The sequence below is a fragment of the Streptomyces sp. NPDC002742 genome (genome assembly GCF_042888885.1).
GTDB lineage: Bacteria > Actinomycetota > Actinomycetes > Streptomycetales > Streptomycetaceae > Streptomyces.
Genome location: NZ_JBIAQF010000002.1, coordinates 383,161 through 399,476 on the forward strand (window position 1 = coordinate 383,161; position 16,316 = coordinate 399,476).

Below are 16,316 nucleotides of genomic sequence, written 5' to 3' on the forward strand. Positions count from 1 at the left end.
CCGCCCTGAGCCGGTCATTCATGGAGCGGTGTTCGGCTGCACGGCGAGGGCCGTGCCGCGCGCCTCGCGGGCCGTCGCCGCGATCGACTGCCGGCGCGGCCCGTCCCGCCGCGGCCGGTTCCGGCGCGGCCCCTCCTGCCTGCGGCCGGTTACGGGCGCGGGCGCAGGTCCACGATCCGCTTCAGCTTGCCCACCGACCGCTCCAGGGACTCCGGTTCGACGATCTCCACCGTGACCGAGACGCCGATCCCGTCCTTGATGCCCGCGGTGATCGCCCGCGCGGCCGCCTCGCGCATCTCCGGTGTGGCGCCGGACCGCGCCTCGGCCCGTACGGTCAGGGCGTCGAGACGGCCCTCGCGGGTCAGCCGGAGCTGGAAGTGCGGGGCGACTCCCGGGGTCCGCAGCACGATCTCCTCGATCTGCGTCGGGAAGAGGTTGATCCCCCGCAGGATCACCATGTCGTCACTGCGCCCGGTGATCTTCTCCATCCGGCGGAAGGACCGTGCCGTGCCGGGCAGCAGCCGCGTCAAGTCCCTTGTCCGGTAACGGATCACGGGCATGGCCTCCTTGGTGAGCGAGGTGAAGACCAGTTCGCCCTCCTCGCCGTCCGGCAGCACCTCACCCGTGATCGGGTCGACGACCTCCGGGTAGAAGTGGTCCTCCCAGATGTGCAGACCGTCCTTGGTCTCCACGCACTCCTGGGCGACCCCCGGGCCGATGACCTCCGAGAGGCCGTAGATGTCCACCGCGTCGATCGCGAACCGCTCCTCGATCTCGCGGCGCATCTCCTCGGTCCACGGCTCGGCCCCGAACACGCCGACCCGCAGGGAGGTGCCGCGTGGGTCCACGCCCTGCCGCTCGAACTCGTCGAGGAGGGTCAGCATGTACGACGGTGTCACCATGATGATCTCGGGCTTCAGGTCCTGGATCAGCTGGACCTGACGTGCCGTCATGCCGCCGGACGCGGGGATCACCGTGCAGCCGAGCCGCTCCGCGCCGTAGTGGGCGCCGAGGCCACCCGTGAACAGCCCGTAGCCGTAGGCGATATGGACCTTGTCGCCGGGCCGGCCGCCCGCCGCGCGGATCGAACGGGCCACCATGTCGGCCCACATGGAGAGATCGTTCTCCGTGTAGCCGACGACCGTGGGCCGCCCGGTCGTTCCGCTGGACGCGTGGATGCGCCTGATCCGGTCCTGCGGCACGGCGAACATCCCGTACGGGTAGTTCTCGCGCAGATCCGCTTTCACCGTGAAGGGGAACCGTGCCAGGTCGGCGAGCGAGCGGCAGTCGTCCGGGCGCAGCCCGGCCTTGTCGAAGGACTCCCGGTAGAAGGGCACGTTCTCGTACGCGTGCCGCAGCGACGAGCGCAGCCGCTCCAGCTGGAGAGCCCGCAGTTCCTCCGCGTCGAGCCGCTCGCCCGCGTCGAGCAGGCCCTTCGGGTCCGTCGAGCCCGCCATCGCGCCCACTCCCTCGCCAACCGTGCGAATCCGGACGACCGATCATTCGGTCGTGTCGTTCCGGATCAGTAATTCAGGTGTCCCGTCCCAGTGCAAGGGGTCCGCGAACGCTTTTTGCGGGAACGCGTGCGGCGGCGGTCAGCGCACCAGCGCGGGCCGCTTGGCGTCGAACTCCCACCCTGGCACGAGGAAGCGCATGCCGATGGCGTCGTCCCGGGCGCCGAGCGCCTCCTTCAGGTACAGCTCGTGTGCGGCCAGCAGCCGGTCCATGTCCAGCCGGACTCCCAGACCGGGGGCGTCCGGAAGCGCGATCTCGCCGTCGACGATGCGCGGCGGGGTGACCGTGAGCCGCTCCAGGCCCTCCTGCCAGATCCAGTGCGTGTCCAGGGCGTTGTAGGCGCCCGGGGCCGCGGCCCCGCAGTGCGTGACCATGGCGAGCGAGATGTCGAAGTGGTTGTTCGAGTGGCAGCCCCAGGTCAGGCCCATCGCGTTGCAGAGCTGGGCCACGCGCACCGACCCCCGCATGGTCCAGAAGTGCGGATCGGCCAGCGGGATGGAGACCGACTGGAGCGCCAGGGCGTGGGTCAGCTGCCGCCAGTCCGTGGCGATCATGTTGGTCGCGGTGGGCAGCCCCGTGGCCCGCCGGAACTCGGCCAGGATCTCCCGCCCCGAGTAACCGTCCTCGGCGCCGCAGGGGTCCTCCGCATAGGCGAGCGTGCCCACCAGGGGCTCGCACAGTTCGATCGCCTCGCGCAGCGACCAGGCGCCATTGGGGTCGAGCGTGATCCGGGCCTCGGGGAAGCGGTCCTTGAGCGCGCGGACGGCCCGGACCTCCTCGGCGCCCTCCAGGACACCGCCCTTGAGCTTGAAGTCCCGGAAGCCGTACAGCTCGTGGGCGGCCTCGGCCTGCCGTACGATCGCGCCTGGCGTGAGGGCCTCCTCGTGCCGCAGGCGGTACCAGCCCACGTCCGAGTCGCTCTCGCGGACGTACGCCAGGTCCGTGCGGTCCGGGTCGCCGACGTAGAAGAGATAGCCGAGCACCCGTACGCGGTCGCGCTGCTGCCCGTCGCCGAGGAGGGCGGCGACCGGCACGTCGAGGTGCTGGCCGAGCAGGTCGAGCAGGGCCGACTCGACGGCGGTGACGGCGTGGACGGCCGTCCGCAGATCGAAGGTCTGGGCGCCGCGCCCGCCGGCGTCGCGGTCGCGGAAACGGTCCCCGATCTCGCGCAGGACGCGCTGGTAGTCGCCCACCTTCGAGCCGAGGACGAGGGACTCCGCGTCGCGCAGTGTCCGGGTGATCTTCTCCCCGCCCGGCACCTCGCCGAGCCCGGTCCGCCCCTCGGAGTCCTTGAGGACCACGACGTTGCGGGTGAAGTAGGGGCCGTGGGCACCCGACAGGTTCAGCTCCATGCAGTCCCGCCCCGCGACGGGGTAGACGGTGAACTCGGTGATCGTCGGTTGCTGACTCATCATCAAAATCCTTGTGTACGAGGGTGACCGTGGCCGCTGTTCCCAGGATGACGGCGACGGGCGGGGCGAGGCGGTCGGCCCGCTCTGAGCCCGTCGGGCCGTCCCCCGCGTGCTTCAGGCGGGTCGGCGCACCGCTCCGACCAGAGCCAGCCCGGTGTCCAGGATCCGCTCCAGGGCGGCGAGATCGTCCGGGCCGGGATCGGTGAGCGGCGCGCGCACCGGTCCGACGGGCAGCCCCCGCAGCCGGGCCGCGGCCTTGACCAGGGAGACGGCGTAGCCGGGCACCCGGTCGCGCAGTTCCACGAGCGGGACGTAGAAGTCCCGCAGCAGCTTGGTCGTGGTCGCGTCGTCGCCGGTGCCCAGCGCGGTGAAGAAGGCGTCGGCGATCTCGGGAGCGAACGCGTGGACGGCCGACGAGTAGGCGGGGACGCCCACGGTGGCGTACGCGCGGGCCTGGATCTCGGCGGTGGCGGCACCGTTGAAGAAGAGGAACCCGTCGGGCGCGGCGAGCGTGAGGCGCTGGAGCCGGTCCAGGTCGCTGTGCCCGTCCTTCAGCCCGATGACGTTGGGGATCGCCGCGACGGCCCGCAGCCCCTCGGGGGTGAACGCGACCGGGCCGCGCTGGTAGGCGATGAGCGGCAGCCGCGTACCGAGGGAGATCCGGCGGAGCTGCTCGACCAGGCCGGCCTCGGGGGCCTCGACGAGATAGTGGGGCAGCACCAGGAGGGCGTCCGCGCCGGCCTCCTCCGCGATCCGGGCGAACCGCAGTGCCTGCGCCCAGCCGTAGCCGACGCCCGCGACCACGGGCAGGCGGCCGTCGGCGATCTCGACCGTCGCGGTGACGACCGCGCGGTACTCGTCCTCGTCCAGCGCGCTGAACTCGCCGGTCCCGCAGGCGGGGAACACCGCGCCCGGCTCCGTGGCCAACTGGGCTGCCAGGTAGATCCGGTACGACTCCGGATCGAGTTCGCCGTCCTCCGTGAAGCTGGTGAGCGGGAAGGACAGGACCCCGCTCGCCATGCCGTCCCGCAGCCGCTGGACCACGCCCTCCGGATCCGCGCTGAACCCTGCCATGAGTCTCATCCCTATATGCAGACGACGTCTATATATGAGAACTCAGGTTAGATTCGTGAACCCTGGAGGTCAATGGGTGTGGTGCTGCGGATTACGCCGGGAAGGGGTGGGCCGCCGCCCGTGGAGGGCGCGCGTACCGCGCCCGGACCGGGACGGTCGCCGCTCGGGCGGCGACCGTGACCTGGCGGGGCGAGCGCTCCTGACCGGCTCCGGGCCGGTCAGGCCGGGGTGTCGGGTGCCCCGGTCACCGTGTCGCGTCGGCGGCGACCGACCGGGCCCAGCGGTAGTCCGCCTTGCCGCTCGGGGAGCGCTGGATGAAGTCGGTGATCACGAGCCGGCGCGGGATCTTGTAGCCCGCGAGGCGGGCGCGGCAGTGCGTCTGGATGTCGTCCAGGGACGGCTGTGGCGCGCCCTCGCGGAGCTGGACGACCGCCGCCACGTGGTTGCCCCACTTCGGGTCGGGCACCCCGGCGACCAGGGCGTCGTACACGTCCGGATGCGACTTGAGGGCCTGTTCGACCTCCTCGGGATAGACCTTCTCGCCGCCGGTGTTGATGCACTGCGAGCCGCGGCCGAGGACGATGACGATGCCCTCCTCGTCGACCGTGGCCATGTCGCCGAGGAGGACCCACCGCTCGTCGCCCTTGCGGAAGAACGTCTCGGCGGTCTTCTTGGGGTCGTTGTAGTAGCCGAGGGGTACATGACCGCGCTGTGCGACGCGTCCGGGCTCGCCGACCGCGACCGGCTCGCGGGTGACCGGATCCACCACCTGGGTACGGGCGTTGACGCGAATCCGGAAGCCGCGCTCCGGGCCGGAATCGGCCGTCGCGGTCCCGTTGAAGCCGGACTCCGAGGAGCCGAAGTTGTTGAGCAGCATCACGTTCGGGACGAGCGCCTGGAACTGTTCGCGCACGGTGTCCGACATGATCGCGCCGGACGAGGACACGCTGAACAGGGCGGAGCAGTCGGTGCCCTTCAAGGGGCCGTTCAGTGCGTCGATCAAGGGCCGCAGCATCGCGTCGCCGACCAGCGACACGCTGGTCACCCTCTCCCTCTCGATCGTCCGCAGAACCTCCTCGGGCACGAACTTGCGGTGGAGCACGACGCGTTGGCCGAAGTTGAAGGCGATGAACGCGGTGAGCGTCGAGGTGCCGTGCATCAGCGGGGGAGTGGGGAAGAAGGTGATCCCGGCGCCACCGGCCGCGACGCGCTCGGCGAGTTCCTCCGGCTTCGTCACCGGATCGCCGGTCGGCGCGCCCCCGCCGAGTCCGGCGAAGAACAGGTCCTCCTGCCGCCACATGACGCCCTTGGGCATCCCCGTCGTACCGCCCGTGTAGATGATGAACTGGTCGTCCGCGGAACGCGCGGGGAAACCACGCTCGGGCGACCCGGCGGCCTCGGCGTCGGCGAACTCCACGGCATCCACCGCGGCCGCCGTACTCGCCGCATCCGCCGCGCCCACGGCACCGGCCGCGCTCACGGCACCCGCCGAACCCACCGCGCTCACGGCGCCGGCCGCATCCGTCGGGTCCGCCGTGTCCACCGCACCCGAGGCCTCCGGCGCGCCCGCTCCGGAGGCCGAGGCGCCCACCCGCACGAGGTGCCGCAGCCGCGGGGCGCGAGGCCGGGCCGCCGCCACCCGGTCCGTGAACTCCGCGTCGAAGACCAGCGCCGAAAGGTCGGCGTCCTGGTAGAGGTACGCCAACTCCTCTTCTACGTAACGGTAGTTGACGTTGACCGGAACGATGCGCGCCTTCAGGCAAGCCAGCACCGTCTGGAGGTACTCGACGCCGTTGTAGAGGTGTAGGCCGAGATGCTCGCCGGGACGGATTCCGCTGTCGATCAGATGGTGCGCGAGACGGTTCGCGGCCGCGTCCAACTGCCCGTACGTCAGGCGGCGTTCCGCGCCCGTGCCCGGGTGGTCGAGATAGACGAGCGCTTCGCGGTCCGGGACCACGTCGACGACCGACTCGAACAGGTCGGCAAGGTTGTACTCCACCGTTCCTCCTGACCGTGCACGTCCGTCTACGTCCGTGGCCGGGCGCCCCGGGGCATGTTCACCCCGGGCCCGACGGTCATCAGAGCAAAGCCCCACCCAACTGTGAAGGGCCCCGGCACAAGAAATCTGACTGTCTGTCAGAAAACCCTTGTACTGGCTGGACACCTCCTGCAACCTGTTCTCGCATCCGAGACGGGAGGACGGCAATGGGTGGGACGGAACACCTCACCGTGCAGCGCGAAGGCGCCACACTGGTGCTCACGCTCAACAGGCCCGAGGCCAGGAACGCGCTCTCGCTGCCGATGCTGGTCGGTCTGTACGACGGCTGGGTCGAGGCCGACGAGGACGACGCGATCCGCTCGATCGTGCTCACCGGCGCCGGTGGCGCCTTCTGCGCCGGGATGGACCTCAAGGCACTGGCAGGCAAGGGCATGGAGGGCGAGCAGTACCGGGACCGGCTCAAGGCCGACCCCGATCTGCACTGGAAGGCCATGCTGCGCCACCACCGCCCCCGAAAACCGGTGATCGCCGCCGTCGAGGGCCACTGCGTCGCGGGCGGCACCGAGATCCTCCAGGGCACCGACATCCGGGTCGCGGGAGCCTCCGCGACCTTCGGGCTCTTCGAGGTCCGGCGCGGGCTCTTCCCGATCGGCGGCTCGACGGTCCGGCTGCAACGCCAGATCCCGCGCACGCACGCCCTCGAAATGCTGCTGACAGGACGCCCGTACACCGCCCAGGAGGCCGCGGGCATCGGTCTGATAGGCCATGTCGTGCCCGACGGCACCGCGCTGGACAAGGCCCTCGCCGTCGCCGAGCAGATCAACGCCTGCGGCCCGCTCGCCGTCGAGGCCGTCAAGGCGTCCGTGTACGAGACCGCGGAGCTCACCGAGACCGACGGCCTCGCCGCCGAACTGCGGCGCGGCTGGCCGGTCTTCGACACCGCCGACGCCAAGGAGGGCTCCCGGGCCTTCGCCGAGAAGCGCCCGCCCGTCTACCGGCGCGCCTGACCCGCAAGCCCGGCCCCGGACGCGTCCAGCCCGCCCCCGGACACGGCGCGTCCGGCCGTTGGAAGGAGAGATCCGGGATGCCCGAAGTCCTCAAAGCCCCCCTCGTCGTCGAGTTCCCCTTCACCCGCTCCCTCGGGCCCGTGCAGGGCGCCTTCCTCACGGGACTGCGCGAACGGGTCGTCCTCGGCGTACGGACCGCCGACGGCCGCACCCTCGTCCCGCCCGTCGAGTACGACCCCGTCACCGCCGAAGAGATACGCGACCTGGTCGAGGTCGCCCCCACCGGCACCGTCACCACCTGGGCCTGGAACCACGAACCCCGCCGCGGCCAGCCCCTCGACACCCCCTTCGCCTGGGTCCTGGTCAAGCTCGACGGGGCCGACACCGGCCTGCTGCACGCCCTCGACGCCCCCGGCCCCGACGCCGTGCGCACCGGGATGCGCGTCCGCGTCCGCTGGGCGCGCGAACGCTCCGGCGCGATCACCGACATCGCCTGCTTCGAGCCCTACGACGGTGCGGCCGCGCAACTCACGGGCCACGACGGCCGGTTCGACGACATGGTGACCGGGATCGTCGCCCCCGCGCGGCTCGACTACGTCTACTCCCCGGGCCGCGCCCAGTCCGCCTACATCGAGAGCCTCTCCGAGCGGCGGACAGTCGGCGAACGCTGCCCCTCCTGCCACAAGGTGTACGTCCCGCCCAAGGGGGCGTGTCCCACCTGCGGGGTGGCCACCTCCGAGCAGGTCGAGGTCGGTCCGCGCGGCACCGTCACCACGTACTGCATCGTCAACATCAAGGCGAGGAACCTCGACATCGAAGTCCCGTACGTGTACGCCCACATCGCCCTCGACGGCGCCGGCCTCGCGCTGCACGGCCGGATCGGCGGCATCCCCTACGACGAGGTCCGGATGGGCCTGCGCGTGGAACCCGTGTGGTCCGAGGGCGGCCGCTACCCCGACCACTACCGGCCCACCGGGGAACCGGACGCGGACTACGACACGTACAAGGAGATGCTGTAGATGCGGACCGCCAGGGACATCGCCGTCGTCGCCTTCGGGCAGACCGACCACCGGCGCACCTCCGACGAGCACTCCGAGGTCGAGATGCTCCTCCCGGTCCTGCACGACGTCCTCGACCGGACGGGCCTGCAGACCAGTGACATCGGATTCACCTGCTCCGGCTCCTCGGACTATCTCGCGGGCCGCGCCTTCTCGTTCACCATGGCGCTCGACGGGGTCGGCGCCTGGCCGCCGATCTCCGAGTCGCACGTCGAGATGGACGGCGCCTGGGCGCTGTACGAGGCGTGGACCAAGCTGCTGACCGGCGACGCCGACACCGCGCTCGTGTACGCGTACGGCAAATCGTCGCCCGGCTCCGTACGCGACGTCCTGACCCGCCAGTTGGACCCGTACTACGTGGCCCCCCTGTGGCCCGACTCGGTCGCCCTCGCCGCGCTCCAGGCGCAGGCGCTCATCGACACCGGGGAGACCGACGAACTCGCGCTCGCCTCCGTCGCCGCCCGCAGCCGGTCCGCCGCCACCGCCAACTCCCATGCCCAGCTGCGGGGTCCGGTGCCGCAGGGCGACTATCTCGTACGACCGCTGCGCACCGGCGACTGCCCGCCCATCGGCGACGGCGCCGCCGCCGTGATCCTCGCGGCCGGGAACCGGGCCCGCGAACTGTGCGAACGGCCCGCCTGGATCCGGGGCATCGACCACCGCATCGAGGCGCACTCCCTCGGCGTACGCGACCTGACCGACTCGCCGTCCACCCGGCTGGCCGCCGAACGGGCCGGCGTCTTCGAACGGCCCGTCGACACCGCCGAGTTGCACGCCCCCTTCACCTCCCAGGAAGTGATCCTGCGCAAGACGCTGCGGCTCGACGACAGTGTGCGCGTCAACCCGTCGGGGGGCGCGCTCGCCGCCAACCCCGTCATGGCGGCCGGACTCATCCGCATCGGCGAGGCCGCCGCGCAGGTCCATCGCGGGGAGTCCGACCGGGCGCTCGCCCACGCCACCTCCGGCCCCTGCCTCCAACAGAACCTGGTCGCCGTACTCGAAGGGGATGCCCGATGAGCAAGGAGCCCGTGGCCGTCGTAGGCATCGGCCAGACCAAGCACGTGGCGGCCCGGCGGGACGTGTCCATCGCCGGACTCGTCCGCGAGGCCGCTCAACGAGCCCTGGCGGATGCCGAGTTGACGTGGGCCGACATCGACGCCGTCGTCATCGGCAAGGCGCCCGACTTCTTCGAGGGCGTCATGATGCCCGAGCTGTACCTCGCCGACGCGCTCGGCGCCGTCGGCAAACCGATGCTCCGCGTGCACACCGCGGGCTCCGTAGGCGGATCGACGGCCCTGGTCGCCACCAACCTGATCGCGGGCCGCGTCCACGGCACCGTCCTGACGCTGGCCTACGAGAAGCAGTCCGAGTCCAACGCCATGTGGGGCCTGTCCCTGCCCATCCCCTTCCAGCAGCCGCTGCTCGCCGGCGCCGGCGGCTTCTTCGCACCGCATGTGCGCGCCTACATGCGGCGGACCGGCGCACCCGACACCGTCGGCTCCCTCGTCGCGTACAAGGACCGCCGCAACGCGCTGAAGAACCCGTACGCGCACCTCCACGAACACGACATCACCCTGGAGAAGGTCCAGGCCTCGCCCATGCTCTGGGACCCGATCCGCTACTCCGAGACCTGCCCCTCCTCCGACGGAGCCTGCGCGATGATCCTCACCGACCGCGCGGGAGCGGCCCGTTCACCCCGACCGCCCGCCTGGATGCACGGCGGCGCGATGCGCAGCGAACCGACCCTCTTCGCCGGGAAGGACTGCGTGTCCCCGCGGGCCGGCAAGGACTGCGCCGCGGACGTCTACCGGCAGGCCGGGATCGCGGACCCACGCCGCGAGATCGACGCCGTCGAGATGTACGTACCGTTCTCCTGGTACGAGCCCATGTGGCTGGAGAACCTCGGCTTCGCCGACGAGGGTGAGGGATGGAAGCTCACCGAGTCGGGCGTGACCGAACTGGAGGGCGACCTGCCCGTCAACATGTCGGGTGGGGTCCTCTCCACTAATCCGATCGGCGCCTCCGGCATGATCCGCTTCGCCGAAGCGGCCCTCCAGGTGCGCGGCCAGGCCGGAGAACACCAGGTCGACGGGGCTCGCAGGGTGCTCGGCCACGCCTACGGCGGCGGATCCCAGTTCTTCTCCATGTGGCTGGTCGGGGCCGCGCCGCCCGCCTCCTGAAACCGTCCTCCTCACGTGGCCTGTGCGCGGCAGGGACCGATCGCTAGGCTGGCCGCGGACGACGAACCGGGAGGAGCACGGACGTGGCCGAAAGCACCATCGAGCAACACCCGCTCGCGGGCTGGGACAAGCCGGAGCTGGACCTCAGCAACGCCGAATGGCAGTCCAGCAGCCGGGGGCGGGGAGATGTCCAGATCGCCTTTGTCGAGGGCTTCATCGCGATGCGCAACAGTGGCCGCCCGCAGAGCGCTTCCTTGATCTTCACTCCCGCGGAGTGGGGAGCCTTCGTATCGGGAGCCCGCGAGGGCGAGTTCGACCTGACCTGAACCGAGGACCGCCGGGCCCCCGCTCCGGCCCCCGGCACGGGGAAGGGGCGGCGGCCCGAGTCCTCGCGCCCGGCGGGCCGTTCACCGGCCGTCCTCCCGCGGCCACGCAACCTCGACGAGGTTCCGACCAGGAGCACGCGAACGGGCTGCCCCGTGGTTGATCGGGGCGTACGCTGAGGTGCCTGGACGTCACGGTGCGCATCCGCATCCCCGCGCGGGCGCGCGATCGTGACAGGGGGTGATCATGGGGCAACGCAGCCTTCGCAGCCGTCGGACGCTCTTCGAGCGCGAGAGTGAACTGTCCGCAGCCGACGAGGCGTTGAGTGACCTCGTCGGGCTGCGCCGGGACGCCGGCGAACCACCGGGCCGCCCCCGTGGCGCGCTCCTCGCCTTCGCCGGACGCGCCGGAATCGGCAAGACGACCCTCCTCGCCGAGGTCCACAGGCGCTCCGCGGCCAAGGGCTGCACCGTGCTGAGCGCGCGCGGCGGAGAACAGGAGCAGCGCGTCGCCTTCCACGTCGCCCGCCAGCTCCTGCAGCCGCAGCTCGCCGGATTCTCCGAGGCCGAACTCCGCTCCTCCCTGGGCAGTTGGTACGCGATCGTCGGACCCGCGCTCGGCCTCTGCGCGCCGTCCGAGGGTGCCCCACCCGACCAGCAGGGCCTGCGCGCCGGACTCGACTGGGTCCTCACCCACCTCGCCGTGCAGCGCGCCCCCATGGTGCTCCTCCTGGACGACGCGCACTGGGCCGACGCCGAATCGCTCAGCTGGCTGGCCGCGTTCGCGCCACGCGCCGAGCAACTCCCGCTGCTGCTCGTCGTCGCCTACCGGCCCGACGAACTCCCCGAACACGCCGAGGCGTTCAGAGGGCTGCCCGGACGTGCCGGACAGCGCCCCCTCGGCCTCGAACCCCTCAGCGCGGCAGCCGTCGCCCGGCTCGTCCGCGAAGACCTCGGCACCCAGGCCGACGACGCCTTCTGCCGCGAGTGCTGGGCCGTCACCGCGGGCAACCCGTTCGAGGCCGTCGAACTGACGGCGAAGGTCCGCGACCGCGGCCTGACCCCGACCGAGGACGGAGCGCATCTCCTGCGCGACCTCGCCGCCGCCGTCAAGGGCAGCGGCATCGTCGCCCGCCTCGAACGCCTGGGCCCCGCGACCGTCCGCTTCGCCTGGGCCTGCGCCGTGCTGGGCACCGAGATCCATCCATCGCTCGCCGCGGCCGTCGCGGGCCTCGGCTCCGAGGAGGCCGCCGACGCGGCGGACGCCCTGCGTACCGCGCGGATCCTCACCGGCGCCGACCCCCTCGAATTCGTCCACCCGCTGATCGCCACCGCCGTCTACCGGGACATCCCCGGCAGCGTCCGCGTCGCCCTGCACGGCCAGGCCGCCTGGTGCGTGATCAACGAAGGCCTCGGCCCGGCCGCCGCCGCCCGGCACCTCATGGAGACCCACCCCGACGGAGACACCTGGATCGTCCAGCAGCTGCGCGCCGCGGCCCGCGAGACCCAGCGCGCCGGAGCCCCCGACGCCGCCCGCCGCTACCTGGCCCGCGCCCTGCGCGAACCCCCGCCCTTCGAGGACCGTGCCGCCGTCCTGTACGAACTGGGCTGCGCCTCCCTGCTCACCGAGCCGACAACCACGGTCAACCATCTGCGCGCCGCCCTGGAAGAGCCCATCACCGACCCCGAGCTGCGCCACAACATCGTCTACCGCCTCTCCCAGGTCCTCGCGCACAGCGACCGCCTCGCCGAGGCCTCCGAGACCCTCGCCCGCGAGATCCCCGTCACCGGCGACGCCCGGGTACGGCTGCGCATGCAGTCCGAGCAGTTCATGTGGGACGCCTTCCGCGCCGACGAACCCGACTCGCCCGCCCGCTCCCGGCGCCTCACCCGTCTCGCCGACCGGCTCACCGGCCACGACCTCACCGAGCGCTATGTCATCGGACTGCGCGCCTGGGACGCCACCCTGCGGGGCGAACCCGCCCACATCGCCCTGCATCACGCCGAACGCGCCCTGGCCGGAGGCCTCGGCTGGGCCGAGGCCGACCGCGGCTTCGAGGTCCCGGTCCTCGTCGCGATGACCTTCATGTACGCCGACCGGCCGGGCCGCACCGAGGAGCTCTTCGCCACCGGGATCGCCGACTTCGAATCCCAGGGCTGGCACGGCGCCCACCTCTCCTTCGGCTACACGATCCTCGGATACGTCCGCTTCCGCCGCGGCCGTCTCGCCGAAGCAGAGGACTTCGTCCGCGCGGGCCTCAGGCTCGCCGAACGCGTCGGGCCCGGTACGCCCGTCCACTGGTACGCGGTGGGCACCCTCATCCAGGTCCTGCTCGCCCGTGGCCAGGTCGAGGAGGCGGCGCGGACCGGCGAGGCCTACGCCTTCTGCGCCCCCTTCCCGGCCGCCGTCACCTTCCCGGACGCCCAGACCGTGTACGGCGAACTCCTGCTCGCCCGCGGCCTCACCAAGGACGCCGCCATCGAGCTCGCCTCCGCCGGCCGCCGCCTCGACCCGCGCGGCATGCGCAACCCCGCCTGGTGCCCCTGGCAGCTCCACCTCGCCCGCGCCGAGAGCCACGATGCCCCCGAGCGCGCCGTCGCCACGGCACTCGAAGCGGTGAACCGCGCCCGCCAGTACGGAGCCCCCTCCGCGATCGGCCAGGCCCTGCGCGTCGCCGCCGAGGTCTCCCCGGGCCCGGCCCGCGTCCAGCTCCTCGAAGAGGCCGTCCGCCACCTGGAGCGCTCCCCGGCCGCCTACGAACTGGCCTGCGCCCTGGTCGCCCTGGGCACCGAACTGCGTCGCGCCGGACGTCCCAGGGAAGCCGCCGAGCACCTCTACCGCGGCCTCGACGCGGCCGTCCAGTGCGGTGCCGACGGGCTGATCGAGGACGCCCGTGACGAGCTGGCGTCGGCCGGACTGCGGCCGCGCCGCCTGCACAGCACCGAGACGGACACCCTGACGGCCCGCGAGCGCACCGCCGCGGCACTCACCGCGGAGGGCCGGACCCAGGCCCAGGTGGCCGAGGAGCTGAACATCGACGAGCACGCCGTCGCCCGGCTCCTGTCGGCGGTCTACCGCAAGGTCGGCACGGACCACACGGGACTGGCGACGGCGCTGGGGGAACAGGCGATCTCCTGACGCGCGCGGGCCCGTCCCCCGGCCCCGCGCGGACGGTGCCCGTGGGGCCCGGTACGCGCCCGTGCACGTACCATTGCGGCATGTCCTTCCTCCGCCGCCGCAGCGCCACGCCCGCCGGGCCCGACTTCGACGTTCTGGCCATGGACCCGGGCGACTGGCCCGGCAATCTCGGCGCGGGCCTGCTGCCCGCCCCCGACGGCAGCTGCCAGGGCGTCTTCCTGCGCTACGACCTGTTCGGCGGCCGCGGTCCGGCGATGATCATCGGCAATCTGCCGGAGGGCTCCCAGGCCCGTGACGTCGCCGAGGGCGAGGTCCCCTTCGAGGTGGCCCAGCTGCTGATCGCGCTGGAGAACGACGAAGAGGTCACCGTCACCGGGACCGAGGACATGCCGGTGATGCAGGGCGACAACCTTCTGATCGTGCGTCGGCTGAAGCTGTCCGAGACCCGGATCGCCTGCGTCCAGTTCGACCGCAGCGACAACGTCCTGGTGACCATCGCCGCCTGGGACCGTCCGATCACGGACGACCTGTACGCCCTGCTGAAGCCGCTCCCGGCGGAACTCTTCCAGCAGGGCTGAGGCCGAACACCCCTTCTGGCGTCAGAGTTTGAGGGTGAACCAGGTGGTCTTGCCCGCGTCGGTGGGGCGGACGCCCCAGTTGTCGGCCAGCGCGCGGACGAGGATCAGTCCCCGTCCCGACTCCTCGTCCTCGCTCGCCATCCGGGGCTGCGGCAGATGCGGGCTGTGATCGCTGATCTCCACGGTCAGATCGGTGGCGGTGCGGCACAGGTGCAGGCTGATGGGTCCCTGGGCGTGCTGCACGGCGTTCGTGAGGATCTCGGAGAGCAGGAGCCGGGCGTCGTCCGCGGAGGGCACGCAGTCCCAGGCGGTCAGCGCCTTGCTGAGGAACGCGCGGCCCTCCGGCACCGATTCGGGCGCCGCGGGCAGGTCCGTGCTGACGGTGGCCAGGGGCCCGTCGGGGAGCCGCGTGAGCAGCAGCGTGACGTCGTCGTTGTGCCCGTCGGCGTCCGGCAGCAGGGCGCTCAGCACATGATCGGCGGCCACCTCCAGATCGGGCGCCGTGGTGAACAGGTCCGTGAGGGTCGAAGTGAGCTCGGCGAGCTGGTCCTCGATGTCGCTGCCGGGCGTCTCGATGAGACCGTCGGTGTACAGGACGAGCGTCGCCCCCGGCGGTATCACCGCGGTCGCCTGCTCGTAGAGGATGTCGCCGACACCGAGAGGCGCGTTCACCGGCGCGGGAAGCGGCCGGGCAACGGCGCCGGGCGTGGCCACCAGCGTGGGCAGATGCCCGGCCGAGCACACCGTCACCTCGCCCGCGTCGGCGGAGATCACCAGATAGCAGCAGGTCACGAGCTGGTCGGGCACGTCCAGATCGCCGACGACCGCCTCCAGGGCCTGCATCAGCTGGCGGGGCTGCATACCGGTCTTGGCCAGGGCGTGCGCGGCCGACCGCAGCTGACCCATCACGGCGGCGGCGTCCAGACCGCGGCCCATCACGTCGCCGATCAGGACCCCGACCCGGCCGGCCCCCAGTGGGATCAGGTCGAACCAGTCGCCGCCCACCCCGGCTCCCTGCGTGGCGGGCCGGTAGCGGCTCGCCGTGGTCAGGCCGGGAATGGCGGGCGGGGTGCCCATGAGGCTGCGCTGGAGGGTGAGGGCGATGTGCCGCTGCTGTTCGTAGAGGAAGGTCAGCTCCGCCTCGGCCTTCTTGCGGTCGCTGATGTCCCGGACGATCGCGCACGCACCGATCACCGAACCGTCCGTGGCACGGGTCGGCCACAGCGTGATGTCCACGTCCAGCAGGTCGCCCGAGCGCGTCAGCCGCAGCGTCTCGAAGTGCTCCACCTTCTCACCGCTGCGCAGCCGGTCAAGGAGCAGATCGATCTCGTACCGCCGCTCGGTGGTGGCGAGCAGCGACACGTGCCTGCCCATCACCTCGGAACGGCTGTAGCCGTACAGCCGCTGGGCCGCCGCGTTCCAGTACGTGATGTGGCCGTCCAGGGTCTTGGCGAGGATCGCGTCCTGGGAGGACTCCACCAGACCGGCCAGTTCGTTGATCCGGGCCTCGGCGCGCTTGCGGTCGCTGACGTCGCGGACGGCTGCCGAGACGAGGAGACCGTCCGTGGTTTCCAGCGGGCTGAGGCTGATCTCGACGGGGAATTCGGTGCCGTCCTTGCGGAGGCCGTGGAGTTCGAGTTCCGCGCCCATGGGGCGGACCTGTCGGTTGTCGGCGTACCCGTCGCGGTGGCGGTGGTGGTGGGCGCGGAAGCGGCCGGGTACGAGGAGTTCGACGGGATTGCCGAGGAGTTCCTCGCGCTGGTATCCGAAGAGGGCTTCGGTCTGGGCGTTGACGAGTCTGATGGTTCCGGTGTCGTCGACGATCACCATGGCGTCCGGCGCCGCCTCCAGGAGCCCCCGAAACCTTTCCTCTGCGGCCTTGCGGTCGCTGACGTCCCGGACCGCGGCGGAGACGAGGAGACCGTCTGCCGTTTCGAGCGGGCTGAGGCTGATCTCGACGGGGAATTCGGTGCCGTCCTTGCGGAGGCCGTGGAGTTCGAGTTCCGCGCCCATGGGGCGGACCTGTCGGTT

At 71.8% G+C, this 16,316-nt stretch carries 12 protein-coding genes; 7 read left to right on the top strand and 5 right to left on the bottom strand.

Going from position 1 to position 16,316, the window contains the following annotated elements:
* Positions 1-149 precede the first annotated feature (149 nt).
* From paaK to ACFYW8_RS04525, 4 genes are all read right to left on the bottom strand, one after another.
* On the bottom strand, positions 150-1,457 hold the full coding sequence (gene paaK / locus ACFYW8_RS04510; protein ID WP_389067761.1) for a phenylacetate--CoA ligase PaaK: 1,308 nt from the start codon (positions 1,455-1,457) through the stop codon (positions 150-152).
* Positions 1,458-1,595: 138 nt separating this feature from the next.
* A complete protein-coding gene (locus ACFYW8_RS04515; RefSeq protein WP_389067764.1) occupies positions 1,596-2,927 on the bottom strand; it encodes an enolase C-terminal domain-like protein in 1,332 nt (443 codons plus the stop codon).
* Between the two features lie 114 nt (positions 2,928-3,041).
* Positions 3,042-4,001, bottom strand: a complete 960-nt coding sequence (locus ACFYW8_RS04520) for a 5-dehydro-4-deoxyglucarate dehydratase (protein WP_389067766.1) — start codon at positions 3,999-4,001, stop codon at positions 3,042-3,044.
* Between the two features lie 244 nt (positions 4,002-4,245).
* Positions 4,246-6,000 (bottom strand): acyl-CoA synthetase, encoded by a 1,755-nt coding sequence (locus ACFYW8_RS04525; RefSeq protein ID WP_389067769.1) that lies wholly within the window; start codon positions 5,998-6,000, stop codon positions 4,246-4,248.
* A 206-nt stretch (positions 6,001-6,206) separates the two neighbouring features.
* On the opposite strand from ACFYW8_RS04525, the gene ACFYW8_RS04530 reads away from it, so the two are divergent.
* From ACFYW8_RS04530 to ACFYW8_RS04560, 7 genes are all read left to right on the top strand, one after another.
* Complete coding sequence (locus ACFYW8_RS04530) at positions 6,207-7,007, top strand: crotonase/enoyl-CoA hydratase family protein (protein ID WP_365875590.1); 801 nt, start codon at positions 6,207-6,209, stop codon at positions 7,005-7,007.
* Between the two features lie 77 nt (positions 7,008-7,084).
* Positions 7,085-8,026: an OB-fold domain-containing protein gene (locus ACFYW8_RS04535; RefSeq protein WP_365875592.1), complete on the top strand. Its 942-nt coding sequence runs from the start codon at positions 7,085-7,087 to the stop codon at positions 8,024-8,026.
* Positions 8,027-9,082: a thiolase domain-containing protein gene (locus ACFYW8_RS04540; RefSeq protein ID WP_389067775.1), complete on the top strand. Its 1,056-nt coding sequence runs from the start codon at positions 8,027-8,029 to the stop codon at positions 9,080-9,082.
* Complete coding sequence (locus ACFYW8_RS04545) at positions 9,079-10,245, top strand: thiolase domain-containing protein (protein WP_365875596.1); 1,167 nt, start codon at positions 9,079-9,081, stop codon at positions 10,243-10,245. The genes ACFYW8_RS04540 and ACFYW8_RS04545 overlap by 4 nt, the downstream gene beginning before the upstream one ends.
* 83 nt (positions 10,246-10,328) lie before the next feature.
* A complete protein-coding gene (locus ACFYW8_RS04550) occupies positions 10,329-10,571 on the top strand; it encodes a DUF397 domain-containing protein (protein ID WP_261706989.1) in 243 nt (80 codons plus the stop codon).
* Between the two features lie 244 nt (positions 10,572-10,815).
* Complete coding sequence (locus tag ACFYW8_RS04555; RefSeq protein WP_389067780.1) at positions 10,816-13,707, top strand: ATP-binding protein; 2,892 nt, start codon at positions 10,816-10,818, stop codon at positions 13,705-13,707.
* Between the two features lie 80 nt (positions 13,708-13,787).
* Positions 13,788-14,285: a hypothetical protein gene (locus tag ACFYW8_RS04560; RefSeq protein WP_261706991.1), complete on the top strand. Its 498-nt coding sequence runs from the start codon at positions 13,788-13,790 to the stop codon at positions 14,283-14,285.
* Positions 14,286-14,306: 21 nt separating this feature from the next.
* On the opposite strand, the gene ACFYW8_RS04565 is transcribed toward ACFYW8_RS04560, so the two are convergent.
* The coding region (locus ACFYW8_RS04565; protein WP_389067784.1) for a PAS domain S-box protein at positions 14,307-16,316 on the bottom strand (2,010 nt) is incomplete at its 5' end.